This is a genomic window from Actinokineospora alba (genome assembly GCF_004362515.1).
GTDB lineage: Bacteria > Actinomycetota > Actinomycetes > Mycobacteriales > Pseudonocardiaceae > Actinokineospora > Actinokineospora alba.
The window spans coordinates 4,607,878-4,634,482 of sequence record NZ_SNXU01000001.1; the positions used below are offsets into that span (position 1 = coordinate 4,607,878).

Here is a 26,605-nt window from a genome sequence, read left to right on the forward strand (position 1 = left end):
CTCACGACGTCACGATCTTGACCAGGGCGATCGCCCGCTCGGCCGCCCGTGCCGCCGCCTCGGCGTCGGCCCCCGCGGCGATCACCACGCCCGCCTTCTTGTCGTTGCCCGACCGAAGCGGCGGGATGACGTCGCCGACCGCGCAGTCGAGTGCCGCGAAGACCTGGGCGGGGAGGTCGGGGACATCGATGTCGGTGATGACCCCCGGCGGCGGCAGCACCGCCCGGCTGGCCGCGCCCCCGATCGGCGCGGGCAGCGCCGTCGGCGGGTCGACCAGGCCCAGCGGCACGCCGACGGTCAGCCGGGGCAGGTCCACCCCGTAGGCCAGGCCGACCAGGTCGGCGATGCCTGCCCCGCCCACTCGGGTGTGCGACTCGATGATCCGGGGACCGGCCGGGGTCAGCATCAGCTCGGTATGGGTCGGCCCCTGCGTGACGCCGAGCGCGTCGAGGAAGTCGGTCACCGCCGCGACGACCTGATCGGGGTCGTCGACCGCCGCGGGCATGGTGTGGCCGGTCTCGATGAAACTGCCGTCGGCCAGGAAGGTCTTGTCGGTGAACCCGATCGGGTAGTGCCTGCCGTCCGCCGAGAACGCCTCGACGCTGATCTCCCGACCGGTCAACAGTTCTTCGGCGATCATCGGCCGCGTCACCGCGGCCATCGCCGCGCGCGCCGACTCGGCGTCCTCGATCCGGAAGACGTCCTGGCTGCCCGTGCCGCCCGCCGGTTTGAGGATCAGCGGGCCGACCTCGGCGTGGAAGTCCAGCAGGTCCGCGAGACCGGTGACCAGCCGGTGCCGCACCACGGGCAGGCCGCGGTCGGCCATGGCCTGACGCATCAGGTCCTTGTCCAGCAGGGCGCGGACCGTCGCGGGGCTGTTGGTGGGCAGCACGAGTTCGGTGTTGAGCCGGGCGGTGGCGAGCAGGCCCGCCTCGGTCAGGGAGAACACCCCCGCCACCCGGTCGGCGCCGAGCACGATCGACCGCAGTGCCGGGTAGTCGGCCAGGTCGCATTCGCGCACCTCGACGGCATCGGGCAACACCTGGGCGGTCGCGCCGGGCGGCCTGATCCACAGCGCCCGCACGCCGAGGTCCACCGCCGCACGGACGATGTTGAGCCTGCTGCCGAGAATGACGACGGTGGTCATGACGCGTCGTCGATTCCGGTCACGCCGAGCCCCGGCGCCGCGGGCAGGACGACCTGCCCGCGTTCGTAGGTCATGCCTCCACGCACGCCTTGGCGGCCGGTGAACACCGCGGCGTCGAGGTCGACGTAGGTGATCACGTCCGGCGCGCTCGCGGCGAGGTTGGCCGCCGCGGTGACGCCGAGGTGCGACTCCAGGACCGTGCTGACCATGCACCGCTTCCCGGCGCTGCCCGCGAGCGCCACCGCCCGCCGTGCCGCCCGCAGGCCGCCGAGCTTGCTGGGCTTGAGCATGAAGCCGTCGACCGCGTCGCGGCGGATCAGGTCGAGCACGTCGCCGACCGACGCCACCGACTCGTCGGCGATCACGGCCGCGTTCACCCGCTCGGTGACGAACCGCAGCCCCGCGACGTCGGCGGCGGGCACCGGCTGTTCGAGCACCTCGATGTCCACGCCCGCCCGGTCCAGCTCGGCCATGCACCGCACCGCGTGCTTGGCCGACCAGCCCTGGTTGGCGTCGAGCCGGATCACCGTGTCGGCGGGCAGCGCGGCGGCGATCTCGGTGACCACCTCGACGTCGGTCCGCCCCGGCTGACCCACCTTGATCTTGACCGCCCGGAACCCCTCGGCGCGGAACGCCACGGCCTGGGCGACCATCGCCTCCAGCGGCCCGAACGGGATGGACACATCGGTGTCCAGCCGATCGACCGTGCCGCCGAACAGCTGCCGCAGCGGGATGCCCAGTTGCCGGGCCCGCAGGTCGTGCACCGCGACGTCCACCGCGGAGCGCGCGCCCTGGTTGCCCGCGACGACGGCCTCCAGGTCGCGGCACACCTTGTCGAACGCCGCGGGGTCCGCGCCGATCACACGGTCGCGCAGCGGCCCGAGGATGACCGGTTCGAGCCCTTCCCAGGACTCCCCGGTGTCGCGCAGGTTGGGCACGACCTCGCCCCAGCCCGACCGGCCCTCGTCGTCGATCACCTCGACGAACACCGAGCGCAGCGTGGTCACCGTGCGCTTGGCGGTGACGAACGGCGTGGGTAGCGCCATGGTCCGGCGGTGGGTGCGCAGCTCGACGATCTTCATCGCGCGGTCACCGGGTAGCCCTCGCGGTACTTGGCGAACCCGTCGGGGAACACGCGCTGCTCGCGCGGGTTGATCGCCAGCCGCATCAGGTGCCTGCGCTGTTCGGCGCTGTCGGTGAACTCCGTGCGCGAGTGCAGCGCGACGTTGTTGTCGATCAGCATCAGGTCGCCCGCGCGCAGGTCGACGTCGAGCCGCAGCTCGGGACTGGCGGCGAACTCCTCGAACGCGTCCAGTGCGGCGCGCTCGGCGTCGCTGAGCCGGATCCCCGACACCTCCTGGGCCGATTCGACCCGGCCCCGGTTGTAGTAGCGGCAGGCCAGCTTCCCGTCGAAGTAGCCGAAGATCTGGTTGGCGTAGAACGGACTCTCGCCCTCGGCCTGCGCGCCGCGCTTGTCGTAGAGGTACTCCTTGTAGAGCAGGCCGAGCAGTTCCGGCCGCTCGCGCAGGACCCGGTTGTGCACGCTCACCGCGCTGGACACGCTGCTCCGCCCGCCCTCGACGGCCGGGGTCACGCACAGCAGCGCCAGCAGGTCGGTGCCGTCGGTGTGGAACGGCAGCCCGTACTTGCTGGTGTAGCCGCGTGCGGTGCTGTCGGCGCCGACATCGCGGACATGGTTGAGGATCTCGCCGCTCCTGGTCTGCGCGGTGATCTGTCCCAAGTGGACGCCCAGGCCGACGAACAGCCGCTCCAGTGCCGGTTCGGCCAGTCCCGCCACAGGTATCCCGCGCACGACCGCGAAGCCGCGGCCGAACTCCAGTTCCCGCACCAGGTCCGCCAGCAGCGAGCCGGTCAGCGGTAGTGGGAAGTCCGCGCGGTCGAGGTCGGTCAGCTCGCGGTCGGCGACAGCGGCGGTGGCCGCGTGCAGCTCGGCGGCCTGCTCCGCGGTCAGCTCGATCAGCCAGTCCCGCTCGCGAAGGCTCGCCGCGGTCCACGCGCTGGCGTCCTCGATGATCTCTCGGCAGATGGGCATCGGTGTTCCCCCGGTCATGCGTCGGTCCCGTCGAAAGGGACGGTCTCCAGCTCGAACTCGGCGGCGACCTTGGTGATCGACGCCTCCACCCCGGCCGTCGTGGCGCCCCGGAACCGGAACCGACCGCCGACGTGCTCGTAGTACGCCTCCGACCGGGGGATGACCCCGCCCGGGGTGAGCACCTTCTCCGCGTACGGCCCGCCCGGACCGAGCATCGACTTGGCCGCCACGACCCGGCACGGCCGCCGCGACGGCGCGGGCATCAGCAGATAACCCGCCACGTCCTCAGTGGACAGTTCCGGCGTCGGGAGGTCCGCGGGCTCGATGCCCAGCTGCAACTGGCATTCCACCGCCATGAGGTCGAAGCCGTGCACCTCCCGCCACAGGAAGGGGGTCTCCGCGCCGCCGACCCGCGAGCCGATCTCCAGGAACACGAAGCTCGGCACCTCGCCCGGCACCATGAACGCCTCAAGGTGGTAGACGTAGGGCTCCGCGCACAGGCCGGGAAGCAGCTTGTCGAGGAACTCGCCCATGGCCGCGTTGACCGCCGCGTCGTCGATCTCGACGAAACCCAGTGGCGTGCCGTGCCGGAAGGACAGGCAGTTCTCCAGGTACCGCGACATCCGCCACGGCCCGTGCCGATCGCCCAGCCACACACCGTCGACCACGATGATCGGGTGCGGCACGAACGCCTGCACCAGCATCGGCCGGTCGAAGACGACCGACTCGACGTCGGCGGGGGAGTGCAGCAGCCGCACGCCCTCGCTCGCGCTGCCCCGGGTCGGTTTGATCACCACCGGCCAGCCGTGCTCGGCGGCGAACGCGGTCAGGTCGCCGTGGTTCGCGACGTCGGCGGTCTCCGGGATCGGCACGCCGATCTCGCGCGCCTTGGCGATCATGGTGTCCTTGTAGAGGAAGTGGTGCAGATCCTCCGCGCGCCTGCCCGCCGCGCCGAACTCCGCCCGCAGGGCCGTCACCACCGGCAGGACGTTCTCCTTGAGCGCGACGATCCCGCGTGGCCTGCCGAACCGGTCGGCCAGGTCGGCGACGGTCTCGCGCATCACCGCGAGGTCGCTGGTCTTCTCCACGGTCACGACCCTGGCCGCGGTGCTCGGTACCGACCCGGAACCGACCGGGGTGACGATGTAGCTCACCGGACCGGCGCTGTGGTCGAAGTAGGACTCGTAGTCGGCGTAGTGGTCTTCCCACTGATGGACCACGATCACGTGTCGGTCGTCGTGCTCTGCTTGTGCGATACCCACGGGCGGACTCCTTTCTCAGTGCCCCACGGCGGCGGAGAACCGCTCGATGTCGGCTTTGACCGCGGCGACGAACCCCTCGTCACCGCGCGGCCCGGCGTCGCGGAGCAGCCGCTCGTTCCTGGCCTTGGTTTCGGTGGACAGCGCCAGCGACCCCGGCCGCGCTATCCGGATCGCGCCGGTGGGATCGCGCCGCGGCATCACCGCGGAGTGCGCGTGGATGCTGGCGCTGAACGGCACGTCGAGCCGTCCCGACCGGAACGCGGCGGCGATCGCGGTGGTCAGGTCACCCGACTGCAGGACCGGATCGACCAGGTCGGCGACCTCGCGTTCGATCCACTCCTGCTCCTCCCGGACGGCCGCCTGGTCGACGCCGAACCCGTCGAGCAGGTGCGAGAGCGCGACCCGGGTGGTGCGGATCCCGCGGATGTTGGCCGCGGCGTCGGGGATGCCGTACGCCTCCTGGTTGGTCTTGACCACGACCTTGGTCGCCGCGCCCCACTTGGCGACGAGCCCGCCGTAGAGGATCAGCGCGTCGGCCAGGGCCGGGTCGCCGGGGAAAGCGCCCATGAACTGGTGCAGCACCGGGTAGACCGTGACCGTGTCCGGCAGGTAGCGGGCGGCGAGCGTGCGGATGCTGGCCAGCGCCGCGACGTCCTGCACCGCGTTGCCGCCCTGCGGATAGGCCACCGAGATGCAGCGAACCCCTTGCGCGGCGGCGGCGACCGCCTCCAGCACGCATACCGCCAGGCACAGCGACGGCGGCATCAGGACGGCGGTCAGCGTGCCGAACAGCTCACGCTCGACGATGACGCCGTGCTCGGCGAGCACCCCGCAGGCCCGGTCGACCTCGGCCCACGCCCCCAAGGAGACCTCCAGTGGCACATCCTTGACGTAGGGCAGGTTGTAGCCGATCCCGCCGCCCTCGAACGACGTGATGCCCGAGGCGATGGCGGTGACGAAAAGGTCGCGCGGGTCCGGCGAGCCGTGTCGGACCTCCAGCGGCACGTCCACCGATTCGGCGAGCTCCCGTCCCCGCCGCCAGCCGTGGGTGACCAGCGGATACCCGTTGAGCCGGTAGGGATCCTCGCGCAGCGCGCGCTCCGCCTCGGCGAACCGCAGCAGCCGGGTGTGCGCGTCCACGGTCACCGAGAGGATGTCCGGGGCGGCGCCGTCGCGCAGGTCGCGCAGCAGGTCCAGCATCCGGCCGTGGTCGCCGACGCCACAGCGCGGCTGGATGAGCACCCGGCCATCGGCCTGGGCGGCGGCGAGCAGGTCGGCGGTGGTCGGGCGGTTCGCCGACCTGATGTAGTCCACACAGGACCGAAGGTCCGGCGGGTCCGTGCCCGGTCTGATCGGGATGCCCGCGAAGGTCATGCGAACACCGGCTGCGCCAGCCCGGCCAGCAGCGGCACCAGGTGGGCGACGTCGTCGAGCACGTGGTCGACCCCGAGCTGTTCGAGGCGCGCGCGGTCACGGTCGGACTTCGTGCTGCCCACGGAGATGTTGCCGCCCACCACGACCGGGCAGCCGAGCAAGCCTCGCGCCCGCAGCGCCGGGAGGTCGCGCAGGTCGTCGTAGGCGTGGCCGTTGAGGCTGCCGACCACGACCGCCACGGCCGTCGGATTGGCCTGGTACGCCTCGGCGAACTCGGGCAGCGGCGTGCACACCCCAAGGTTGACCACGAGGAATCCGGCCTCGCGCAGCGATTCGGCGATGAGGATGTTGGCGACGGCGTGGGCGTCGCTGGCCGCGACGCCGAGGATCACCGTGGCGCGGTTGAACTGGTTCATGGGATCTCCAGAACTGGTGGGGGACGGCGGTCAGTCGTCGAACGCGGCGAAGACCTGCCTGCGGTTGACGCCGTCGACGCGCTCGGGCCGGAAGACCGCCGGGTCGGCGGCCCGCAGTGAGTCGAAGACCCGGTCGATGGCCGCGCGCAACCCCCAGGCCGCGGTGTAGGGCGGCCAGCCGGGGTGGCCGCGCTCAAGGTCGCGCTGCCGGGCGAAGACGTAGTCGGGCCATTCCTTGGTCATCGGATAGCGGTGGTGGAAGTCGTGGCACACCGTGTCACCGGTCAGGACCAGGTACCGGCTGGGGAAGTGCACCGTCAGCGTCGTTGCCCACCAACGGATCCAGCCCGCCAGGCGCCGTGGCCCCGGTTCGTCGGCCGCGGGTGGGGGTGAGCTGAGGAAGATCGCGTTGGTGAGGCCGGCGAAGTACTCGCGGCCGGTTGTTGTGGTGCCCGGAGCGGGGAAGGTGTGCTTGACGCACAGCCGCAGGGTGTTGCTGATCTGGAACAGCACCGTGAGCGGGACGACCCAGGCGACCAGCAGCACCGGCAGCGTCCCGGTGAGCGCGGCGAGCGTGATCACGGCCGCGTAGGCGGCGGTCAGCGTGATCCGCTCGGCCCGCGAGACCCCGATCCAATAGGACCGCACGCGCGCGGTCAGGAACCGCGCGTGGAAGACCGGCGAGACGAGCTTGCCCAGCAGCGTGCCCCACATCGCGCGCCGCGACATTCCGGGCCGCAGGCCGAGTCCGAGCAGGATCGCCTGCACCGTGGGGTCGCGCAGGGTCATGTGGTGCGCGGCGTGGTGGTCGGTGACGTGCTCGGCGGCGTAGGCGTCGAAGTTCTGCACGACCAGCACCGCGGCGAGGATCCGGCCCAGGGTTCGGTCGGGCCGCCTGCGCCGCCACATGTTCCGGTGGGCGCTCTGGTGGAAGACCATCATCCGCAGGTTGCGCAGCCCGTGCAGGGCCATCGCCCAACCGACGAGCAGACCCACCGGCCACGCCACGAGCCCGAAGAGCATCGTGGTGGCGGTGATCGCGACGCCGACCACGGTGGATCCGACACCGGTGATCAAGTGCGCACTCGGTGTGAGCGGAAGACCTCGTTGTCCCACGAGGGGTTTGCCGATCAGGTAGGTGAGCGGCAATTGAAGCGGCCTGGGCAAGACGCCCAGGCGTTCACGTAAAGCAGTCTCGCCCAGGCATGGCTGAGCCACGTCGTGCATGGTTGAACGTTCCCCCCGTGCTGCAAACTTATGCGTGCAACCACCAAGTAACGTACACATTGGAGCATGGCTGCGCAACGAACGGAGTGGGAATGGAAAAGTACGTCCTGGTTGGTTTCAACAAGGCGGCCCTGGAGTTCCTCGCCGACCGGTTCCCCGCGGGGTCGGTCGTCGTCGTGGAAGAACCCGACGTGATCGCCGCGCGTCGGGTGGATGAACTGATCGCGGACAATCCGTGCGTCGGCGACCTTGTCGGTGCCCCGGTACAGGATGAGCACGATCCCGCCGCGGTCGTCGCCGCCGTCCCGCGCCCGGAGGGTGTGTGCGCGGTCGTCCCGGCCAACGAGTACGGAGTGGTCGCGGCCGCCGCGTTGGCGCAGGCGTGGGGTCTGCCCGGTGCGACCGTCGGCGCTGCCACCGTCCTGCGCGACAAGGTGCGCCTGCGCGAGTGCGCGCTGGCCGCCGGGATCCCGCAGCCCGCGTTCCGGGAGGTCGCCGACGACGCGGGGGTCAAGGAATTCCTTGCCACGCAAGCGGGTGAGGGCGTGCTCAAGCCCGCGAACCGGCAGGGCAGCCTGGGCGTACGGCTGCTCAGCCCTGGGGACGACGTGGCCGAAGCCTGGCGCCGCTGCGTCAGCGAGGACGCGCCGAACCGGCGGCCCAGCCGGGAACTGCCCACGCGCTACCTCGTCGAGCAGCGGCTGCGTGGTGCCGAGGTGAGCGTGGAAGCCCTGGTGTGCAACGGTTCGATGGTCTTCGTCAACGTCACCGCCAAGGACGTGCTGCCCGGCACCCGCCCGGTCGAGATGGGCCACACCGTCCCGGCGGCGCTGCCCCAGGACGTCGTGGTCGAGCTGCACGAGCTGATGCGGCGGCTGGTTACCGCGACCGGCTTCGCCACCGGGGTCCTGCACGCGGAATGGATGCTCGCGGCAGGGGAGTCGCCGAAGCTGATCGAGTGCGCGGGCCGGATGCCCGGCGACAGCATCGATCACCTGATCGACCTGGCCTACGGCGGCTCGCTGCTGCTGGACCTGATCACGGCACTGTCCGGCCGGTCGCCTGCCCGCCCCGCGCAACCGCTGATGGCGTCAGCCATCCGCTTTCTGGAGTGCGGGACGGGGGAGGTCGTCGCCATCGGCGACACGGGTTCGGTGTCGGCGATGGACGGGGTGCTGGAGGTCGAGGTGTCGGTGGGCGTGGGCGACGAGGTCGGCGCCGTCAACCACTCGTGGGACCGGCCGGGCTGGATCGTGGCCACCGGACCCGACTCGGCCACCGCCGCGGCTACCGCACTGGCCGCCGCGTCGAGCGTCAGGATCGAACTCCGCTGAGCTCGCCCGCAGCGACCGGCAGGTCACGGCGGGTCCGGATGGGGCCGAGGAACAGGATCAACACCGCTCCCGCCGTCCCCGCCGCGGAGATCCAGAGTGTCGCGGGCAAACCCAGCGACGTCCCCAGAACGCCGCCGAGCACCGCGCCGACGGGCAGCGTGCCGTAGTTGACGAAGCGGGTGCTCGCCACGATCCGACCCAGCAGGTGCCGGGGCACGTACGCGGCCCGGAAGGCACCGAAGATCACGTTGAACGCGATCACCCCCGCCGTGGTCATCACCCCGCCCGCGACCAGGAAAGCCAACCCCGCCCCAGGCCCCGTCAGCGGAATCAACAACGCGAACGGCGCCGTACACAGCTCACAGATGATCAACCCCCGCGCCGACCCGAACCTGCGCGACACCCAGGTCGCGGCCATGGCGCCGGCGATCCCGCCCAGGCTGACCAGTGACAGGAACGTGCCGACCGTCCACTCACTGATCCCGACCGACCGCACCAGGAACACGACGAGCACCGCCTGCAGCATGCCCCCCGCCAAGTTGGTCGCCGCGGAGAAGGCGGCGATAACCCGGAGGTAGGGATCGTGGACCAGGTAGCGCAGCCCTTCGCCGATCTCGCGCACGATCGACCGCTTGGCCACGGGTTCCGGGCGTGGCTGCACAGACCGAATCCGCAGCAGACACACACTGGACACCACGAACGTCACGGCGTCGGCCAACAACCCGGTCGCCGCCCCGAACGCGCCCGCGAGCAACCCGCCCAGGCTGGGCCCGGCCACCTGAGCGGCCGACTCACTGCCTTGCATCCGCGCGTTGGCGGCGGGCAGATCCGGTGTGTCCACCACGGCGGGCAAAAACCGTTGGTACGCGGTGGAAAAGAACACCGTGGCCACCGCTGCGAAAAACGCCACCCCAGTCAACTGCGTCATCGTCAGCGCGTCGAACAACACCGCCACCGGAACGCTGATCAACAAGGTCGCGGACACCGCGTTGCACAGCAACATCAGCGGCTTGCTCGGCCACCGGTCGACCAGTGCCCCGGCCGGCAGCCCCACCACGAGCCACGGCAGCCAGACCGCCGCCTCCAGCAGCGCCACCTGCAACGTCGTCGCGTTCAGATGGGTCACCGCGACCAAGGGCAGCGCCACGGTCGTGACCGCGCTGCCCAGCTTGCTCGACGTCTCCCCGACCCACAGCAACCGAAAGTCCCACCGCGCGAGACCGCCGCGTCCCCCCACCGTGCCCCCCTGCGCTTAACTGAGCGAAACCACCCTCATTCGAGCACAATACGGCAAGCGAATCCAGTGGCGGCGCCGCCGCCGAGCGGACCTCCGCGGGCACGGTCACCTCGCGCGGTGGCCACGGCTCGGGTCAGTTCGCCGGGGGAGGGGTGTGCCGAGTCAACGGGAACTTCTCAATACCGGTGATCTTCCAGGAGCCGTCCACCTTGGCGAGGCTGATGGATCGTCGTTGCAAATACGGTGTGTTCAAGGCGAGTTGTTGTCCTGTCAGGTAAGCGGGTTGCGCGGCGGTGAACTCGATGGTGGACTCCATTTGGACTTTCGCCGCGGTGCGTTCACGCAGGAGCGTGGACTCATACCAGGCGATGGCCACCTGACGCGTGCGCAGACCGTTGGACTCGAACATGCCGGTCACGCTGGAGGTGTAGCCATTGCCTTGCAGTTGGTCGACGAACCCCTTGTCGTAGAAGGAGAACTCGTCGCGAACGCTGGCGGCTACCGAACCCGGGTCGCGGTTGTCGACGACACCGGAATGCAGCACGACGGTTTTGCGAACGGCCGTCACGTCGGGGTCGTCGTCGGGCACCGTGGAGACGACCGCACCCGCGGCGTCCACCAGTTTCCACAGGCTCTGTCCCGGCGGAGGCGGCCCGCCTGCCGGTGCGGCGGCCGGGGCAGGTGTGGGGGAGCAGCCGGAGACCAGGCAGCACAGGGCGGCCACGGCGACGGTGATCGTGATTCGCATGGTGGTTCCGATCCGCGTGGTGCGGGCGGTGGGCCCGCCCGCACCACGCTGCTGGTCAGGACGCGGGTTCAGCGGTCCACTGGCTGGTCCAGTACGTGCTGGGCACGGTCCCGTGCTGGACGTTTCCGGTCAGCCCCTCGGTGTGCATGTATTTGCCGCGCCATCGGTCCTTGAACCGGAGGTACCCGCCGACGGTCTCCGCCGTCCACTGGCTGCTCCACGCGGTGGCGGCGAGATTTCCGTGGTGCACCACACCGTTGTCCGCTTCGACGTTGAGGTACTCGCCGGTCCACCGGTTGCGGAAGCGTTGGTAGCCCTCGCCGTTCGTTTCCCGCGTCCACTGCGAGCTCCACGCGGTGCTGGGCACGGATCCGTACTGCAGGTTCCCGGTCTTGTTCTCGATGTGCATGTACTGCCCGGTCTGGTGGTTCTTCATCCGCTCGTAGGACGTCGGGTACCCACCGTCCTTTTTGAACACCCGGATGTAGTCGACGCTCCAGCTCTTGGGCCACACCTCGTTGTGCTGGCCGGATCCCGCGTCGGTGTAGATGCCGAGGATCATGCCCATCGGCATGTTCGGCGCGTCGTTGATCGTCTTGTAGAGCTGGTTGTCGTAGTAGAAGTTGAGTCCGGTCGGAGTCCAGTCCATCCCGTAGACGTGGTACTCCTGCGTCGGCTGCCCGCTCGGAACCGGGTCCTCGTGTTTCACCCACGACGACAGGAAGTTCGGGTCGCCCCAGCCGTAGGCGGCGATGCGCCAGGTGTCCGGCTTGCTGAAGAAGGTCTCGATGAAGTCGATCTCGGCGTTGCGCGAGGCGCTGCTGGTGTCCTGCGTCCCGACCAGCCAGAACGCCTGGTGACCGCCGCCGCCCACGGCCGACTTCTTCGCCCGGATCTCGAAGTAGCCGTACATCGTGGTGTATCCGTTGAAGTCCGGCTCGTGCCGGTTGACCGCCGTCGAGTTGAACCGGTGCCAGTAGTCCTTGTTGTAGCTCTGGATGCTCGAGACCCGCACTGTCCCGTCATGCTCCGGGCTCCACGCGGGTGTGTCCGGGTCGATTCGCTCGGTGAGCACGCCGTTCGCCACGGTGTACCTGGCCTTGGCCTTCTCCCGGTCGGCCGTCCAATGTGGAAGGTAGTAGGGAAGCCAGCGGTTGGTGTCGAGCGAGGTTCCCGAGAACTCCTCCTGGAAGTCGAGTGTGTAGCCCGACTTCGTCGTGGGGTTGGGTGGGAAGTCCGCCGCCTGGGCGGTGGAACCGACCCCGGGGAGCGCGCAGCCGACCATCGCCACGATGACGGCCGCGCGGAGACGTAAACGCATGCTGCCTGCCTCTCTGCCGACGAGACGCGTCGCGTCACGTCGTGTGGGAAGGACCCGACGGGACTGCCCTCCCAAGAGGCGCGTCCGGTCAGTTACGTAAGAAACATTCGTTTGAAATGTGACCCACGGCATGCGGCGTTGTCAAGAGGCGGCGGAGTCGGCTTTCGCGACGAGCAGGTGTCGCACCTGGTCGCGCGCCGCTTCGAGCGCGCCGATCGCGACCGCGTCCTCACCGAGCGCCGACAACGCCAGTGGCGGCACGTCGTAGAGGATGGCCGTCAGGTGTCGGCGGATCGGGTCGACGATCACCGCGCCCGCTCGTGCCAGACCGCCGCCGACCACGATCAGCCGCGGGTCCATGGCCAGCACCATCGCGCCGATGCCGCCCGCCAGCGTCTTGGCGAAGGCGTCGACCGCGGCCACGGGCAGCGGGTCTCCCTGTCGCGCCTTGGAGAACACCCACTCGCTCGCGGCCTCGCTGCCCGGGTCGGCGAGCCCGGCGTCGGCGGCGAGCCTGCTCGGCGCTTCCTCCCAGCCGAACGCGGGATGCTTGCCCACCTCGCCCGCCGAACCCGATCGGCCGGTGAACGGCACGCCGTCGACCAGCAATCCGACCCCGAGCCGGTGTCCGACGTGGACGTACAGCGCGTCGGGCACGTTCTGCGCCGCGCCGACGCGGTGTTCGGCGAGTACGGCGAGGTTGGTGTCCTTCATCGCCGTGGTCGGGCAGCCGAGGCGGGATCCGATCTCCTCGGCCAGAGCGACACCGGTCCATTCGGGAATCGCGACGCACAGCCGGACGACGCCATGCTCATCGACGATGCCCGGCGTGCCTACCGTTGCCGCCCACAGTGGACCGCTTCCGGGGGGAACGGCGCTGGTCAGCACGTCGATCGCCAGGTCGACCCGGCTCGTGTGGCCCGCGTCGGTCGGGACCGCCCGGCGCACCGCCGCGACGAGCGTGCCGCCCAGGGTGGCGATGCGGACGGCGATGGTGTGCGCGCCGATGTCGATGCCCGCGACCAGTCCGGCGTCGCTGTTGAACCGGTACCGCTGGGCAGGCCTGCCGCCCCGCTTCGCCGCGTCGTGTCCGTCGAGGCGCAGCAGCTCGGAGTCGACGAGTGAGGTGAGGATCGCCTGCACGGTGGGCCGAGACAGCTCGGTCGCGTTCGCCACTGCGGTCACGGTCATCGCGGGTCCGCTGTAGAGCAGCTGAAGCACCCGTCGGGTGTTGAGATGGCGCAGCGCACTCTGGTCTCCACCGGGTAGTTCGTTCACCATTGTCAGTTCCCCCTTGACGCCTGCGCACTGGAGTCGCATCATATCAAACAAAACTTCCTTTCATAACTCGTGCGGGTGCTCCGTCGGCCCACGTCGGATCTGCGCCGCACACCGCTCAGGAGAGTCGTATGAAGCTCAACGTGACCATCGCGACCGGCATCGGCGCGTGCCTACTCGTGGCGGCCTGCGCCCCGCCCGGCGCCTCGAACGCGCAAGGTCCCGCCCAGCAGGGCCCGGTCGGGACCACCGCTCCCACGAGTGCGGTGACTCTGTCGCTGGTGTCCACTCCGGAATCCGGAGCGGCGATCAGGTCGATCATCACCCAGTTCGAGGGCAAGTACCCCACGGTGAAGATCAAGTACCAGGACACGAACTTCGACGACTACAACAAGAGCCTCAACCTGTCACTGGCCTCCGCGCAGTCGCCCGACATCGTGCTGCTCAACTCGGTCGGCACCACCGTGAAGGACAACCTGGTCCGCAGCCTTGCCGCGTACGAGAAGGCCTACTCGTGGGACCGGGTGTACCCGAGCACGCAGCTCGCGCAGTGGCGGGTCGGCGGCGACGGAAAGACCCTGGGATTCGGCGACCTCTACGCCGCGCCCGCCGGGTTCTCGATCGTCGGCGTCTACTACAACAAAGCCAAGGCCGCCAAGGCCGGGATCACCAGCCCGCCGACGACCCTCGCGGAATTCGACGTCGCACTGGCCAAAGCCAAGGCCGCCGGTGAACTGCCGGTGCAGCTGGGCAACGCCGAAGGGCACGCCTCGTTCGCGGTCCAGTTGATCGGCCAGTCCCATGACGGTGCCGAGAAGGCGGCCAACTGGGCTTTCGGCCACAAGGGGTCCACTTTCGACAGTCCGGGGAACAGGCAGGGCGCGGACAAGGTGCGCGAGTGGGCGGGCAAGGGCTACCTGCCCGCCGACGCCAACGGTGTCGACCTGCAGGGCGCGGTGGACAAGTTCACCAAGGGTGAGGGTGTGTTCTTCATCGACGGCAACTGGGACGCGGCCAAGATCGGCGAGCGGATGAACGGCGATGTCGGGTTCTTCGCCTTCCCCGGTGCGAAGGCGACCGCGATCGGCACCTCGGTCGCCTACGGCATCTCGACCAAGTGTGCCAACCCCGACGCCGCCGCGCTGTTCCTTGACTACCTGCACTCCGAGGCCGCGTCGGCCGCGGAATTCAAGGCGGGATTCATGCCCGCCGACGTCGCCGCGGCCAAGCCCGAGCCGGGCACGGTCATGTCCGACATCGTCGCGGCCTGGACGAAGGTCAACGCGGACAACGGGTTGGTCGGCTTCAACAACAACGCGACGGCGACGATGGGCGACACCCTGACCGCCGCGACGCAGGAGCTGATCGCGGGCAAGACCGACGGCGCGGGTTTCATCGGCGCGATCCAGACCGACTGGGCCAAGACCCATGGCTGAGACGGCCTACGCGCCGCGTCGCGTGGCGGTGCCCCGGGCGGGCACCGCCACCCGGCGGCGCGGGCGGCGGGCCCACCGGCTGGTGCCACTGCTCTACATCGCTCCCGGCTTCCTGTTCTACCTGACGTTCGTGATCGCGCCGTGGTTGCAGAGTGTGTGGATCTCGCTGTGGGAGTGGAACGGCGTCGGCGTGGCCACCTGGGTCGGGCTGGACAACTACGCCGAGATCCTCGCGGAGCCCGCCCTCCGCGCGGCGCTGCTCAACTCATTCGGCTTCATCATCTTCTACACGGTCATCCCGATCGCGCTGGGACTGGTGCTCGCGGCCGTGGTCGCGGCCACCCCCTGGCGGGCCATGCCGGTGATCCGCACAGTGCTGTTCCTGCCACAGATCCTGCCGCTGGTGGCGGTCGGCGTGGTGTGGAAATGGATCTACAGCGAGGATGGGCCGTTCAACCAGCTGCTGGTGGCGGTCGGCCTCGGGGACTTCGCCAGGGCCTGGCTCGGTGACTTCACCTGGGCGTTCCCCGCGGTCGGCCTGATCGGGTCGTGGGTTAGCACGGGCCTGTGCTTCCTGTTGTTGCTCTCGGGCATCGGCCGGATCGACCCGTCGCTCTACGAAGCGGCCAAAATGGACGGTTGCGGCCCGGTGCGCGAGTTCTGGCACGTCACGGTTCCCAGCCTGCGCCGCGAGATCGGCGTCGCCGCGACCGTGACGATCATCGCCGCGCTGGCGGGCTTCGACGTCGTGTATGTGATGACCGGCGGCGGCCCCGGCCACGCCACCACCGTGCCCGGCGTACAGGTCTACGAACTCGTCTTCACCGCGGGCCGGGTCGGCACCGCGTGTGCGCTGGCCACCGTGCTCAGCGTGCTCACCTGCGCCGTGATGTACGGCATCAACCGCCTGACCAAGGAGCGCTGATGACCCGGTTCCTCACGAGAGGCGCGCTGGTTCTCGCGGCCGCGACCGTGCTGTTCCCTTTCCTGGCAATACTCTCGGCCGCGCTGCAGCCGCCGTCGACGCTATCGCCGGGACTGGCCTGGCCGTCGTCGCCGCACTGGGAGAACTTCGCGACCGCGTGGACCACCGCCGGATTCGGGTCGCTGCTCAGTTCGAGCGCGATCGTCGCGTTCGGCGTCGTGCCCATCGCACTGGTGATGGCCACCCTCGCGGGCTACGGGCTGGCGATGTGCACGCTGCGGATCAAGGGGCCGCTGTTCGCGCTGCTCATGCTGGGGCTGGCGCTGCCGTTCGAGGCGATCGTCATCCCGCTGTACTACGACATGCGCTCCGCGGACCTGCTCAACAGCCACTGGGCGATGATCCTCCCGCTGATCGGCGCGTTCATGCCGTTCGGGGTGTTCTGGATGCGCGCGCACTTCGAGTCCCTGCCTCGGGAACTGGTTGAGGCAGCGGAGATGGACGGCGCCTCGCACTGGCGCACGCTCGTGTCGGTGCTGCTGCCGACAGCGCGACCGGCGCTGACCACGTTGGGGCTGCTGAACTTCATGTGGGCGTGGAACCACTTCCTGCTCGCCCTGATCCTCATCCAGGACCCGGCGAAGCGCACCGCGCCCGCGGGTCTCGGGAAGTTCGTTCAGCAGTTCGGCAAGAACATCCCCTTGCTGTCAGCCGGAACCATCATCGTGATCACCCCGATCGTGCTGCTCTACCTGTTCTTCCAACGCCACTTCATCAAGGGCATCCTCCAGGGTGCCGTGAAATAGGAGCATCACCCGTGACTGTCACGCTGGCCATCGTCGGCGCGGGCGCACGCGGCGCCGCATACGCCCGCATCGCCGTCGGCCTGGGGGCCGCGTCCGTCGTCGCCGTCGCCGATCCCGACACCACCCGCGCGACCGCGCTGGCCGCCGAGTTCGGCATCCCCGATTCGCACGTCTTCGCGGACTGGTCGGACCTCGTCGCCGTGCCGAGGCTCGCCGACGCCGCGATCGTCGCCACCCCCGACCGGCTGCACGCCGACCCGGCCTGCGCCCTGGCCGACCGCGGCTACGGCCTGCTGTTGGAGAAGCCGATGGCACCCACCCAGGCCGACGCGGAGCGGATCGTCCGCGCGGCCCAACGCAACGGTGTTCTCCTCGCCGTGTGCCATGTGCTGCGGTACACCGAATACTCGCGGCGCCTCAAGGAACTGGTGGACGCGGGCCGAGTCGGCGACATCGTGACCGTCGACCACCTGGAGCCCGTCGGCTGGTGGCACCACGCCCATTCCTACGTCCGCGGGCAATGGGCGGTGGAGGAGGCGTCGTCCTCGATGCTGCTTGCGAAGTCCTCACACGACATCGACTGGCTCATCCACATCATCGGCCGCCGGGTCGAGCGGGTCTCCTCCTTCGGCGGGCTGTTCCAGTTCCGCCCGGAGAACAAGCCCGCCGGGGCCGGTGACCGCTGCCTGAGCTGCCCGGTCGAACGCTCGTGCGCCTACTCGGCGGTGCGCATCTACGAACGCTTCCTCGGCGACCCGGTGTTCGAACGCTGGCCGCTGGGCGTGCTCACCGACGACGTGTCGCCCGAAGGCGTACGCAAGGCACTGGAGGAAGGCCCCTACGGCGCGTGTGTCTACTCCGGACGCAACGACGTGGTCGACCACCAGGTGGTGAACCTGGAATTCGCGGGCGGTGTCACCGCGTCGTTCACCATGACCGCCTTCAGCGCCCTGGACTTCCGCAAGACCCGCATATTCGGCACCCAGGGCAGCATCGAGGGCGACGGCCGCCGCATCGTCGTCCACGACTTCCTCACCGACACCCAGGAAACCATCACGTTCGACACGACGACCGGCAGCGCCTCCGCGGCCGACGGACATGGGGGAGCGGACACGGAACTGGTCAAGGCCTTCCTCACCGCACTGTCCACAGGCGAGCACCGGTACGTGACCAGCGGGCCGCGCGAAAGCCTCGAATCACACAAGATCGTGTGGGCCGCCGAGCGAGCCCGGCACACCGGAACCGTCGTGACTGTCCAGCCGCCCTTCCACCCCTCGGCGGCAGCGTCGTAAAACGCTCCGACCGCGCCGTCTCGCGAACTGGGTGTCAGCTGACGGCGAGCCGATCCACCAGCAGTTCCACCCGCTTCTGGGCGTCCCCGCGCGGCAGCCGTCCGGTCCGGGTCAGGGTGGCCAGCCCGTGCAGGGCCGCCCAGAACACCTCGGTGAACAGTCCGGGGTGGACGCCGTCCCCGGCGACCTCGCGGAGGCTTTCCAACAGGGCCTCGAAGGCGTCCTTCAGCGGCTCCGGGGTGTCCTCGCTCGCGAAGGTCAGGCCGCCGTCGAGCTGGAACATGGCGTCATAGACCGCCGGGTGGCGTTCGGCGAAGTCAAGGTAGGCGCGGGCAAGGGCGGTGACCCGGGTGCGTGGGTCGTCCATGGCCGACGTCGTTCGCAGCGCCGCGGCCATCTCGGCGGCACCGTCGAGGGCGACGGCGCCGATGATCTCGCGCTTGCCGCGGAAATGGCTGTAGAGGACGGGCTGGCTGTATTCGATGCGCTCGGCGAGCCTGCGGGTGGTGACCGCGTCCCAGCCCTGCTGCTCGGCGAGTTCGCGGGCCGTGGCCACGATGAGGCGCTCGCGTTCGGCCTGTTCGCGCTGCTTGCGTTCCTGTACCGACATGGGCCGAGTCTAGCACTGCTAGACAATCGAGCGACAGCAGTGCTAGCGTTGCTTCATCAGCTAGCAACACTAGATTTTGGAAGGTCGCCATGCTCAACGCACTTCAGGTCGGCACCATCGTGGTCGTCGGTCTGATGGTGGGGGTGGAGTTCTCCGTCGCCTTCGTCATCAACCGGATCCTCAACGCACTCCCCGACGACAGCGCCCAACTCGGCCGCGCCCACGGCGGACGGATGCTCGGCGCCTTGATGCCGTTCTGGTACATCGGCTCCCTCATCCTGAGCGCGGTGTGGGCCATCGCCGGCTGGCACCAGCCCGGCGCGGTCCTGGTCGTCATCGCCGCCGCGCTGCTGGTCGTGAGCGTGGTCATGTCGCTCCTGCTGCTCGTTCCGATCAACAACCGGGGCAAGACGTGGACTGTCGAGAACCGGCCCGAGGACTGGAAGGAGCAGATGAATCGCTGGGACCGCTACCACTACGTGCGCGTGGCCGTCATCATCGCTGCCTTCACCCTGCTGGCCGCCGCGCTCGCCTGACGAGTCACTGGATCGTCTGGACGGCGCCGCCTGCCAGGGTGTTGTGCCCGAGTGGTGTCAGCGTGTGCCGGACCGCGCGGCCCTCTCGCGAGGTGGTGATCAGGCGGGCCCGGCGCAGCACCGACGCGTGCTCCGACGCCGAGGCCAGGCTGATGGCGAGCCGTTCGGACAGTTCGCTGGTCGTGGCACCGCCGTTGATCGCGCGCAACGCCGCCGCCCGGGTTCGGCCGAGCAGGTCGGCCAGCGGGTCACCGCCCTGCGGTTCGGTCGAGCCGAGGCGGAGCGCGCCGCGCGCCGGGTAGGTGATGAAGCACGGCCCGTCCGGCTCGATCAGCACGTACGGCCGCCGCCACATGAACACCGAGGGGACCAGCCGGACCTGGCGGCCGCCAGGTGAGGCCTCGCGGTCCGGTCCGCCGTCGATCTCCAGGACCGGGCTGCGCCAGCGCATCGCCGGGTGCAGCGACTCCAGCAGGCCGCCGATGCCCTGCGTGGCCAGCACCGACGCGCGGTAGGCCAGATCGTCTGAGATCACCGCGTTCACCGACGGCAACTCGTCGGCGAACGCGTGGTGGTAGCGCCGCAGCGCGTCGCCGACCGTGGCCCGCGCCTCGCGGTCGCCGGAGGCCAGCAGCCGGGTGAACCGGGTCGGGCGGATGCCCGCCGCGACCAGGTCGGCGGCGATCTCGGTGGCGGGCAGCGCGGCGAGGCGCTCGATCACGTCGGCCGGGTCGTCGGTGCGGATGGTCAGGAAGTCGGGCGGCGTGGAGACGGGAGGCACCAGGTCGAGCAACGGCCGCATCCGGCCGTCCACCCGCGTCCGGAACCGGCGGCGCCACCCGTCGAACGCGGGCAGCGGGCCGGTGGTCAGCAGCGCGCCGCTGCAGACGGCCTCGATCGTGGCCGCGACACCCGACGTCGAGAGCGTGGTGCGGGCCAGTTCGTCGAGGTCGAACCGCAGCCGGAGCATTGCGCGAGATCCTCGCAGGTTTCGCCGGTGCCCGAAAGGATGGCGGCGGTGCCGGGGAGCGCCCCAGACTCGCCGCCATGCGCCGACTCTTCCTGCTGTTCGCCACCCTTCTCCTCGCCGTGGCCGGGCTGGCCGGTCCCGCCTCCGCCGCCTCCTCCCGCAGGATCGAGGGCACGATCGGGACCACGCCGTTCGTGATCGAGGTGCCGTCGAGGTGGAACGGCACGGTGCTGCTCTGGAGCCACGGCTACTTCGCCACGCCCGGCGCCCCGAAACCCGCGCCGGAGGTCGACAGCGACCACCCGGCTTTACGCGCGTGGCTCCTCGACAGGGGGTACGCGATGGCAGGCACGCAGTTCGCCATGACGCCGTACACCAGCTCCACGATCGTGCGCGAGCAGCTCGCGGTCCTGGACAGGTTCACAGCGGAAGTGGCGCGCCCGCGCCGCGTCATCGCGTGGGGCAAGTCGCTCGGCGGGCAGGTCACCACCGTGCTCGCCGAGCGGCACCCTTCCCGCATCTCCGGCGCTCTGCCGATGTGCGCGCCGATCGCCGGGTCGGTCTCGCACCACAATGGACTGTTCGACGTGGCGTTCGCGTTGAAGACCTTGCTCTGGGCCGAGCACCCGGTGAAGATCACCGGCATCACCGACCCGGTGGCCAACCAGGACCTGGCGAACCCCCTGATCCGGGCCGCCCTGAACAGCCCGGCGAGCCAGGCCCGGCTCGCGCTGGCCGCGTCGTTCGGCGACATCCCGGCGTGGGTCGACTCGCTCGCGCCGCGGCCCACCGACGACGCCGAATCCGCGACCCACCTCTACCTGCTCATGCGCTACCAGATCGGCAGCTCGATGTTCGGCCACGGCCGTGCGCACCTGGAGCGCGAACTCGGCGGCAACCCGAGCTGGAACACCGGCGTCGACTACCGCGCCCAACTCGCGAAGTCCAGCCAGCGCGCGCTGGTGGAGAGGCTGTACGCCGCCGCCGGGCTGGACCTGGCCACCGACCTGGCGACGCTGAACGCCGCGCCGAAGATCGCCGCCGACCCACGCGCCGTGGCGAAGCTGACCGCCGAGTCGGCGACCAGCGGACTGGTGTCCGTCCCGACGCTGACCCTGCACTCCACCGGCGACGGCACCGACGTCGTCGAGGCGCAGCGCTGGTACGCCGACAACGCGGCCCAGTTCGGCCGGTCCGCGAACCTACGCCAGGCCTACGTCGAGCGCGCAAACCACTGCTTCTTCACCGCCGCAGAGGAAATCGCCGCCCTCCTCGCCCTGGAACACCGCCTCGACACCGGCGCGTGGGCCGACACCACCGCCGCCGCCCTGACCACCACAGCAAACAACTACGGCGACGAATACCGCACCATGTGGAGCTACTACGCCGACGGCACCGCCACCGTACCCGCCGCGTTCGTCGACGTCCGGCCGGCGAAACTGCCGCGCCCATTCCCCTGGTGAAGTCGGTAGGGCGTCGACTACGAGGCTGCAATCGGCCCGTGAAGACAAGATCAGTAAACGGGCGTCGTTGACTCCCAACGCCACAAAGCACCGCGAACGGTCTTCCCGGATCTTGTTGTATCTGACTGCCGGGTAACCATCGATTTCGAACGGCTCCCACAGCTCCCACGCATCCGGATTCTTCGAGTTGCGGTAGTGCTCTTCGAGACTTCTACCAGCAGGAGACTTAATGCCGACATCAGCCTGCGCGTGATCCCCGTCGACAAGGTGACTGCACCCGATTGGGCGATCTGTCTCAAACGGTTCGCCTGGCTCTAACCGGAGTTTCGTGCGCTGCTGGGAAGTGAGGCTCGCACACGGATCGGAGGTGCCCCAAGCCCAGGTCGGCGAGCCGGGACAGCCCGGCCAGCAGATCCGCCGGCCGCAATGTCATCCGATGAGCGTAATCACCGGCCTACCATCGACGCCGTGATTGTTTTTCGCGGCTACGCCTTCGTGAGCGATCTGTCCTTCGCGGACATCGCCGCCGTGGTCGGACGCGGCCCGTGGACCTGGACGGAGCGCGACAGCGAGTCCCTGGGGGACTACCTGTGGACCCGCGTGAACGAGACGAATATTCGGGTCTTCGAGGACGAGGGCCACTACTGCCTCGATTTCAAGTTCACGGGCAACGACCCGGCACAGTTCGACGTCCTTGTTGACACCCTGCTGACGCGGGTACTGCCGACGATCGGGGCGCGCGATGTGCGGCCGGACAGGGACTACTACTCGTGAGCAACCCCACGACATCTACAGCGACCTGATCGACATCGGCAAGCAGGGCCGCCGGGATCTGGCCGACCAGGTCGTGCCCTACCTGACGTCCGACACCGACTTCCTGCGCGAAGCCGCCGTGCGCACCCTCGTGTTCCATCTCCGCCTTCCCGAGCACAAGCCCACGGCCATCCGGCTGCTCACCGAAGACCCCGACGAAGGCGTGCGGTCGGCCGCGGCCATGGGTCTTGGGCACTTCGCGGCGCAGGACCGTGACCTGCTCCAGCGCCTGCTCGGGGTCGCGCTTAACGTCGGGGAGGACGAAAGGGTGCGCGACGCCGCGTTCATCGCCGCGTTGGTGGCGACCGGTGTGGTGGCGCGCGGGGAGGTGCCGATGGGGAGCACGACCCCCGGGTTCGACGCGCGCGCGGACTGGGCGCTGCTCGACGGCAAGCTGCGGGAGGCCGGGATACCCGTGCCGCCGAGAATCGCGGCGCGGGCGGCACGCCCGCTGTCACGGTGGGCGCGGGGGCGGGAGTTCCCGTTCGGGGAGTCGATCGGGCAGTTCGTGATCATCGACCAGCTCGGCGGCACCCCGGACCGGGGCCGGTATCGCGCCGAGTCGCCCGAGCACCCGGTGCTGATCTCGCTCGGCACCAAACAGACCGAGACCACCCCGACGCTGCTCGACCGGCTCGCGTTCGACATCGAGGGGGTGGCGCCGTTGCTGCACATCGGCGACCTCGACGCGGGCAACGGCATGGTGTGCACCGGGCTGGTCGAACTCGAGCCCGAGGGCGCACCGGTCGGGGAACTCGACGTGGGGTCGGCGGCCCGGGTGGGGCTGCAGGTCGCCGCGATCCTGCGGCGCGCGCACGCCGAGGGCATCACCCTGGGAGGACTGCGGCCCGAGCTGATCTACGTCGACGGCGACCGGGTCACCGGGATCGTGCCGCGGTGCGAGCCGTTCCTCGCCACGGCGAGTTGGCCCTGCTACGGCGTTCCACCCGCTTTCGAACACTTCTTTGTCGCGCCGGAACAGCTCAACGGCGATCCCGCGGGCGCGGCTGCGGACGTGTTCGCGCTGACCGCCGTCCTCGCCGACCGGGTCGGCGGCCATCCCTTCACCGGCGCGGGCACGACCAACGCGATCGCGATCATGGTCGGCGAACGCATGCCGTGGACCGGGGAACCTGACCTGGGTGCGCTCATCGACGCCGGACTCGAACCCGACCCCAGCCGGCGGATCGGTCTTGACGAGTTGGTCGCCCGCCTCGAACCGCTGGCCGACCGGAACCCCGAGTCCGCGGTGATCGAGTGGAAGCGAACCGGCGACGGCGAGTTCCCGTACCGCGCCACGTGGCGCGGCAAGGACTTCGTCATCCGGGTCAACGACTTCCCGGCCGAACCGCTCTACACGCTCCTTGTCGGCGACGAGGAACTCATCGACCTTGAGGACTGGCCGCGGCGTTGGGTCAGGCCGGGTACCCAGTGATGACGCTGTGGCCGGATCGTGGCGCCGACGTTGACCGCTTCCAGGTGGAGGCGCAGTGAGTCGATCAGGCGGAGCGGGCTTCCTCTTCCACGGTGGAACGCTGGAGCCTGCCTTCCGCAGGGCAGGCACTGGCTGACCCTTGGGCTTCACGACGGCCGGGCGGATTCGACGGTGAGCGCCGATACTTCGTTGTTGTGGAATTGCTGGAGCGTGGAGCGGTCCTCGACGCGCTGGCCGAGCACCTGGTGGAGGTCGCGCGAGGCTCTGGCCGGCTGGTGCTGCTGCGTGGCGAGGCAGGCATTGGCAAAACCGCGGTGATCGCCGCGTTCGCCCGTGAGAGTGCGGACACCGCCTGTGTCCTGGTGGGTCGCTGCGATCCGTTGAGCACTCCTCGGCCGCTGGGTCCGCTGGCGGATGTCGCTGGTGATCTCGGTCCGGAGGTGGAGGTCGCGCTCAGGGATGGGGCGGGTTCGGCCGGGGTGTTCCGGTCGGTCCTGGGTGAGCTGCGTTCCAGCGCGCGACCGGTCGTGCTGGTGTTCGAGGACGTCCATTGGGCTGACGGCGCCACCTTGGACTTCATCCGCTATCTCGCCCGTCGGATCGATACCGCGCGAGTGCTGATGCTCGTCACATATCGGGACGACGAGGTCGGGCCGACGCATCCGCTGACGGTGGTGCTGGGCGACTTGGCGGGCTGCGCGGCGGTGCACCGGCACGACCTGGAACCACTCAGCAAGGTCGGCGTCGGGCGGCTGGCGGCAGGCGGACGGCACGACCCTGAAGTGCTGTACCAGGCGACCGGGGGCAACCCGTTCTTCGTCACCGAGGTGTTGTCCGCGGGCGCGTCCGGGGTTCCGGCCACTGTTCGCGAGGCGGTGCTTGGCAGGCTCGCGAGGTTGCCCGCCGCCGTGAAACAGGTGGTGGAGGCGGTCGCGGTGATCGGGTCGCCCGCGCCGCTTGACCTGCTCGCGCAGGTGATCTCCCAGCCCGACGGCCCGGTCGAGACGGCGCTCTCGGCCGGGATGCTGCAGCAGGAGGGCCGGTCGCCCGCCTTTCGCCATGAGCTGGCGCGGATGGTGGTGTTGGCGACGATCCCGGAGTTTCGGCGCGTCAGGTTGCACGCCGACGTGTTGGCGGCGCTGCGTTCCGGCCCGGTCGGCGCCGACGAGTTGCCGCGGCTGGCGTTTCACGCGGAGGAGGCGGGCGACCGCGGGGCGGTCCTCGACTACGCGCCCAGGGCTGCCCGGCACGCGTCCAGCCTTGGCGCGCACCGGGAAGCGGCGGCTCAGTACGCACGGGCGCTGCGGCACGCGGCGACATCGCCGGTCGTGCGGCGCGCGGAACTGTTGGAGGGGCGCGCGTTCTCCTGTTACATGACCGGGCTCATCCCCGAGGCGGTCGACGCCTGGGGCCAGGCCCGGGAGCTGCGGCACCAGATCGGTGACCGGTTGCGTGAGGGCGACGCGCTGCGATGGACCTCTTACATGCTCTGGCTGCTCAGTCGCAATCGCGAGGCGCGTGAGTGCGGGCTGCGGGCGGTGCGGCTGCTGCGGGAGGGCGAACCGAGCCTGGAACTGGCGAGGGCGTATGTGAACGTCGCCGAGCAGGCCAGCTTCGACTGCGACCTCGCGGCGACCGAGGCGAATGCCCGACGGGCGGTCGAAGTCGGTCGGCGCATCGGCGACGCGGGCGTCGTCGTGCGGGCTCAGTTCCACGCGGCGATCGCGCAAGTCCTGTGCCACGACCGTGGCTGGGATGAACTCGAACGGGTGTGGTGTGCCGCGCGGGAGCAGAATCTGGTCGAACACGCGGGCATGTTCGGCCCGGTGATCTCGGCTGTGGCGATGGTGCACCGCGACTTCGAGCGGGCCCAGGTCTACGACGACCGGGCCGTCGCCCACTGCCGTGACTTCGATCTGGACATGTTCCTCGACTACCTGCGCGGTGCCCGGTCCTTCGGCCGCGTGCACCGCGGGCAATGGGACCAAGCCGCTGAGGAAGCCGCGGCTGTGCTGCGGCTGCGTTCGCTGCCACCGGTGAGCCGGATCTTCCCGCTGCTCGCGCTGGCCCTCGTGCGGGCCCGCCGAGGCGACCCGGAGGTCTGGCCGCTGCTCGATGAGGCGGCAGGCCTGGGTGAGCCGAGCGACCTGGTCCGGATGGGCCCGGTCTGGGAGGTTCGCGCGGAGGCGGCCTGGTTGTGCGGAGACGACGTCGCCGCCGTCGCCGAATCGCGCCGTGGACTGGCCGCGGTCACGGCGGACAGTGATCCGTGGGCCGTGGGGGGCGTCGCCCGATGGGTTCGACTCGCCGGCGACGTCGTGCCGGGTGCGAGGGCGACCGGCCCGTTCGCCCTCGAACTGGCGGGGGAGTGGCTGGCCGCGGCCCAATCGTGGGAGGCACTGGGCTGCCACTATGACGCGGCACTCGCCCGGCTCGCGGGCGACGCCGACGCGGTGATCGGCGCGGTGGCCACCTTCGAGTCGCTCGGGGCCCGGCCCGCCGCGGCGCGGGGGCGAGCGCGGCTGCGGGAACTCGGAGTCCGGTACGGCACCCGCGGCCCGCGGCCCGCCACCAGGGCCGACCGCCATGGGCTGACCAGCCGCGAGCGCGAAGTCCTCGACCTGCTGCGACAAGGGCTCTCCGGCGCCGAGATCGCCACGCGGCTGTTCATCTCACCGAAAACCACAAGCCACCACATCGCCGCGATTTTGGCCAAGCTCGGCGTGCACAGCCAGGCCGAAGCCATCCGCAAGTTCGAACGATGACCATCCGGGCGCACTCGGCATCTGGCCAAACGCATCTGGCCAAACGGGGTGCCGAGCCCGATCCGTCGACTTGGCGGTCGCGCCTGGCGTGACTCACCTGGTGCCTGCCCCAGCCTCGACCGCACCCGGTCGTGGTCTGACACCCTGCGCGGCCGTG

23 protein-coding genes and 1 pseudogene are annotated in these 26,605 nt (G+C 69.9%); 10 read left to right on the top strand and 14 right to left on the bottom strand.

Translation table 11 applies throughout. The features are described 5' to 3' along the window. Window position 1 precedes the first annotated feature (1 nt). From C8E96_RS21300 to C8E96_RS21330, 7 genes are read right to left on the bottom strand one after another with little or no spacing between them, the layout of a single operon-like run. Window positions 2-1,147, bottom strand: a complete 1,146-nt coding sequence (locus C8E96_RS21300; RefSeq protein ID WP_091375228.1) for an ATP-grasp domain-containing protein — start codon at window positions 1,145-1,147, stop codon at window positions 2-4. Next, the gene (locus C8E96_RS21305) at window positions 1,144-2,229 is read right to left on the bottom strand and encodes a mandelate racemase/muconate lactonizing enzyme family protein (RefSeq protein ID WP_091375230.1); all 1,086 of its coding nucleotides are present in this window, start codon (window positions 2,227-2,229) and stop codon (window positions 1,144-1,146) included. Before C8E96_RS21305 ends, C8E96_RS21300 begins: the two co-directional genes overlap by 4 nt. Continuing rightward, window positions 2,226-3,200 carry a TauD/TfdA family dioxygenase gene (locus C8E96_RS21310; protein ID WP_166658068.1) on the bottom strand — a complete coding sequence of 325 codons (975 nt, stop codon included), beginning with the start codon at window positions 3,198-3,200 and terminating at the stop codon, window positions 2,226-2,228. Before C8E96_RS21310 ends, C8E96_RS21305 begins: the two co-directional genes overlap by 4 nt. Window positions 3,201-3,214: 14 nt before the next feature. Then, window positions 3,215-4,462: an ATP-grasp domain-containing protein gene (locus C8E96_RS21315; RefSeq protein WP_133794644.1), complete on the bottom strand. Its 1,248-nt coding sequence runs from the start codon at window positions 4,460-4,462 to the stop codon at window positions 3,215-3,217. 15 nt (window positions 4,463-4,477) lie between these two features. Next, window positions 4,478-5,836, bottom strand: a complete 1,359-nt coding sequence (locus C8E96_RS21320) for a methylaspartate mutase (protein WP_091375238.1) — start codon at window positions 5,834-5,836, stop codon at window positions 4,478-4,480. Further along, entirely contained in the window at window positions 5,833-6,252 is a 420-nt protein-coding gene (locus tag C8E96_RS21325; protein WP_091375241.1) for a cobalamin-dependent protein, read from the bottom strand. The genes C8E96_RS21320 and C8E96_RS21325 overlap by 4 nt, the downstream gene beginning before the upstream one ends. 30 nt (window positions 6,253-6,282) lie before the next feature. Beyond that, window positions 6,283-7,329, bottom strand: a complete 1,047-nt coding sequence (locus tag C8E96_RS21330; protein ID WP_228769904.1) for a fatty acid desaturase — start codon at window positions 7,327-7,329, stop codon at window positions 6,283-6,285. A gap of 242 nt (window positions 7,330-7,571) precedes the next feature. Here C8E96_RS21330 and C8E96_RS21335 point away from each other — a divergent pair, with 242 nt between their 5' ends. Beyond that, window positions 7,572-8,813: an ATP-grasp domain-containing protein gene (locus C8E96_RS21335; protein ID WP_091375247.1), complete on the top strand. Its 1,242-nt coding sequence runs from the start codon at window positions 7,572-7,574 to the stop codon at window positions 8,811-8,813. Here C8E96_RS21335 and C8E96_RS21340 read toward each other — a convergent pair. The 4 genes from C8E96_RS21340 to C8E96_RS21355 all read right to left on the bottom strand — a co-directional run bounded on the left by C8E96_RS21340 (window position 8,794) and on the right by C8E96_RS21355 (window position 13,400). Continuing rightward, window positions 8,794-10,050, bottom strand: coding sequence for an MFS transporter (locus tag C8E96_RS21340; RefSeq protein ID WP_228769905.1), 1,257 nt, complete (start codon window positions 10,048-10,050; stop codon window positions 8,794-8,796). The genes C8E96_RS21335 and C8E96_RS21340 overlap by 20 nt on opposite strands. A 133-nt stretch (window positions 10,051-10,183) precedes the next feature. After that, complete coding sequence (locus tag C8E96_RS21345; protein WP_133794646.1) at window positions 10,184-10,798, bottom strand: hypothetical protein; 615 nt, start codon at window positions 10,796-10,798, stop codon at window positions 10,184-10,186. Window positions 10,799-10,853: 55 nt separating this feature from the next. Then, window positions 10,854-12,119: a glycoside hydrolase family 16 protein gene (locus tag C8E96_RS21350; RefSeq protein WP_228769906.1), complete on the bottom strand. Its 1,266-nt coding sequence runs from the start codon at window positions 12,117-12,119 to the stop codon at window positions 10,854-10,856. A 141-nt stretch (window positions 12,120-12,260) separates the two neighbouring features. After that, the gene (locus C8E96_RS21355) at window positions 12,261-13,400 is read right to left on the bottom strand and encodes an ROK family transcriptional regulator (RefSeq protein ID WP_166658069.1); all 1,140 of its coding nucleotides are present in this window, start codon (window positions 13,398-13,400) and stop codon (window positions 12,261-12,263) included. Between the two features lie 128 nt (window positions 13,401-13,528). Here C8E96_RS21355 and C8E96_RS21360 point away from each other — a divergent pair, with 128 nt between their 5' ends. Genes C8E96_RS21360 through C8E96_RS21375 form a run of 4 tightly spaced genes read left to right on the top strand, consistent with a single transcriptional unit; the run spans window position 13,529 to window position 17,856 of the window. Continuing rightward, on the top strand, window positions 13,529-14,833 hold the full coding sequence (locus C8E96_RS21360; RefSeq protein WP_091375263.1) for an ABC transporter substrate-binding protein: 1,305 nt from the start codon (window positions 13,529-13,531) through the stop codon (window positions 14,831-14,833). Further along, the gene (locus tag C8E96_RS21365) at window positions 14,826-15,758 is read left to right on the top strand and encodes a carbohydrate ABC transporter permease (protein WP_091375267.1); all 933 of its coding nucleotides are present in this window, start codon (window positions 14,826-14,828) and stop codon (window positions 15,756-15,758) included. Before C8E96_RS21360 ends, C8E96_RS21365 begins: the two co-directional genes overlap by 8 nt. Continuing rightward, complete coding sequence (locus C8E96_RS21370) at window positions 15,758-16,564, top strand: carbohydrate ABC transporter permease (protein WP_091375271.1); 807 nt, start codon at window positions 15,758-15,760, stop codon at window positions 16,562-16,564. The genes C8E96_RS21365 and C8E96_RS21370 overlap by 1 nt, the downstream gene beginning before the upstream one ends. A gap of 11 nt (window positions 16,565-16,575) precedes the next feature. Continuing rightward, window positions 16,576-17,856, top strand: coding sequence for a Gfo/Idh/MocA family protein (locus C8E96_RS21375; RefSeq protein WP_091375274.1), 1,281 nt, complete (start codon window positions 16,576-16,578; stop codon window positions 17,854-17,856). A gap of 34 nt (window positions 17,857-17,890) precedes the next feature. On the opposite strand, the gene C8E96_RS21380 is transcribed toward C8E96_RS21375, so the two are convergent. Beyond that, on the bottom strand, window positions 17,891-18,466 hold the full coding sequence (locus C8E96_RS21380) for a TetR/AcrR family transcriptional regulator (RefSeq protein ID WP_091375278.1): 576 nt from the start codon (window positions 18,464-18,466) through the stop codon (window positions 17,891-17,893). Between the two features lie 89 nt (window positions 18,467-18,555). Between C8E96_RS21380 and C8E96_RS21385 the strand changes: the two genes are divergently transcribed. Then, window positions 18,556-19,002, top strand: a complete 447-nt coding sequence (locus C8E96_RS21385) for a DUF1772 domain-containing protein (protein ID WP_091375281.1) — start codon at window positions 18,556-18,558, stop codon at window positions 19,000-19,002. 4 nt (window positions 19,003-19,006) lie between these two features. On the opposite strand, the gene C8E96_RS21390 is transcribed toward C8E96_RS21385, so the two are convergent. Further along, window positions 19,007-19,972, bottom strand: coding sequence for an ArsR/SmtB family transcription factor (locus C8E96_RS21390; protein WP_091375284.1), 966 nt, complete (start codon window positions 19,970-19,972; stop codon window positions 19,007-19,009). Window positions 19,973-20,049: 77 nt separating this feature from the next. Here C8E96_RS21390 and C8E96_RS34145 point away from each other — a divergent pair, with 77 nt between their 5' ends. After that, entirely contained in the window at window positions 20,050-21,435 is a 1,386-nt protein-coding gene (locus tag C8E96_RS34145; RefSeq protein WP_228769907.1) for an alpha/beta hydrolase family protein, read from the top strand. Window positions 21,436-21,486: 51 nt separating this feature from the next. Here the strand turns inward: C8E96_RS34145 and C8E96_RS34665 are convergent. Beyond that, a pseudogene (locus C8E96_RS34665) lies at window positions 21,487-21,849 on the bottom strand (DUF3558 family protein); the annotation flags it as partial. 54 nt (window positions 21,850-21,903) lie between these two features. On the opposite strand from C8E96_RS34665, the gene C8E96_RS21400 reads away from it, so the two are divergent. The 3 genes from C8E96_RS21400 to C8E96_RS21410 all read left to right on the top strand — a co-directional run bounded on the left by C8E96_RS21400 (window position 21,904) and on the right by C8E96_RS21410 (window position 26,448). After that, complete coding sequence (locus C8E96_RS21400; RefSeq protein ID WP_091375286.1) at window positions 21,904-22,209, top strand: hypothetical protein; 306 nt, start codon at window positions 21,904-21,906, stop codon at window positions 22,207-22,209. Next, window positions 22,178-23,683 (top strand): HEAT repeat domain-containing protein, encoded by a 1,506-nt coding sequence (locus C8E96_RS21405; protein WP_091375289.1) that lies wholly within the window; start codon window positions 22,178-22,180, stop codon window positions 23,681-23,683. Before C8E96_RS21400 ends, C8E96_RS21405 begins: the two co-directional genes overlap by 32 nt. Before the next feature lie 194 nt (window positions 23,684-23,877). Further along, window positions 23,878-26,448, top strand: a complete 2,571-nt coding sequence (locus C8E96_RS21410; RefSeq protein WP_166658070.1) for a helix-turn-helix transcriptional regulator — start codon at window positions 23,878-23,880, stop codon at window positions 26,446-26,448. The last annotated feature ends 157 nt before the right edge of the window (window positions 26,449-26,605 follow it).

Excerpts from the sequence above, each read along its gene's own strand:
- C8E96_RS34145 (WP_228769907.1), top strand. The coding sequence starts at position 20,050 with ATGCGCCGACTCTTCCTGCTGTTCGCCACCCTTCTCCTCGCCGTGGCC.
- C8E96_RS21365 (WP_091375267.1), top strand. The coding sequence starts at position 14,826 with ATGGCTGAGACGGCCTACGCGCCGCGTCGCGTGGCGGTGCCCCGGGCG.
- C8E96_RS21390 (WP_091375284.1), bottom strand. The coding sequence starts at position 19,972 with ATGCTCCGGCTGCGGTTCGACCTCGACGAACTGGCCCGCACCACGCTC.
- C8E96_RS21325 (WP_091375241.1), bottom strand. The coding sequence starts at position 6,252 with ATGAACCAGTTCAACCGCGCCACGGTGATCCTCGGCGTCGCGGCCAGC.
- C8E96_RS21355 (WP_166658069.1), bottom strand. The coding sequence starts at position 13,400 with ATGGTGAACGAACTACCCGGTGGAGACCAGAGTGCGCTGCGCCATCTC.
- C8E96_RS21350 (WP_228769906.1), bottom strand. The coding sequence starts at position 12,119 with ATGCGTTTACGTCTCCGCGCGGCCGTCATCGTGGCGATGGTCGGCTGC.
- C8E96_RS21310 (WP_166658068.1), bottom strand. The coding sequence starts at position 3,200 with ATGCCCATCTGCCGAGAGATCATCGAGGACGCCAGCGCGTGGACCGCG.
- C8E96_RS21345 (WP_133794646.1), bottom strand. The coding sequence starts at position 10,798 with ATGCGAATCACGATCACCGTCGCCGTGGCCGCCCTGTGCTGCCTGGTC.
- C8E96_RS21360 (WP_091375263.1), top strand. The coding sequence starts at position 13,529 with ATGAAGCTCAACGTGACCATCGCGACCGGCATCGGCGCGTGCCTACTC.
- C8E96_RS21385 (WP_091375281.1), top strand. The coding sequence starts at position 18,556 with ATGCTCAACGCACTTCAGGTCGGCACCATCGTGGTCGTCGGTCTGATG.
- C8E96_RS21300 (WP_091375228.1), bottom strand. The coding sequence starts at position 1,147 with ATGACCACCGTCGTCATTCTCGGCAGCAGGCTCAACATCGTCCGTGCG.
- C8E96_RS21320 (WP_091375238.1), bottom strand. The coding sequence starts at position 5,836 with ATGACCTTCGCGGGCATCCCGATCAGACCGGGCACGGACCCGCCGGAC.
- C8E96_RS21335 (WP_091375247.1), top strand. The coding sequence starts at position 7,572 with ATGGAAAAGTACGTCCTGGTTGGTTTCAACAAGGCGGCCCTGGAGTTC.
- C8E96_RS21405 (WP_091375289.1), top strand. The coding sequence starts at position 22,178 with ATGTGCGGCCGGACAGGGACTACTACTCGTGAGCAACCCCACGACATC.
- C8E96_RS21305 (WP_091375230.1), bottom strand. The coding sequence starts at position 2,229 with ATGAAGATCGTCGAGCTGCGCACCCACCGCCGGACCATGGCGCTACCC.
- C8E96_RS21370 (WP_091375271.1), top strand. The coding sequence starts at position 15,758 with ATGACCCGGTTCCTCACGAGAGGCGCGCTGGTTCTCGCGGCCGCGACC.
- C8E96_RS21380 (WP_091375278.1), bottom strand. The coding sequence starts at position 18,466 with ATGTCGGTACAGGAACGCAAGCAGCGCGAACAGGCCGAACGCGAGCGC.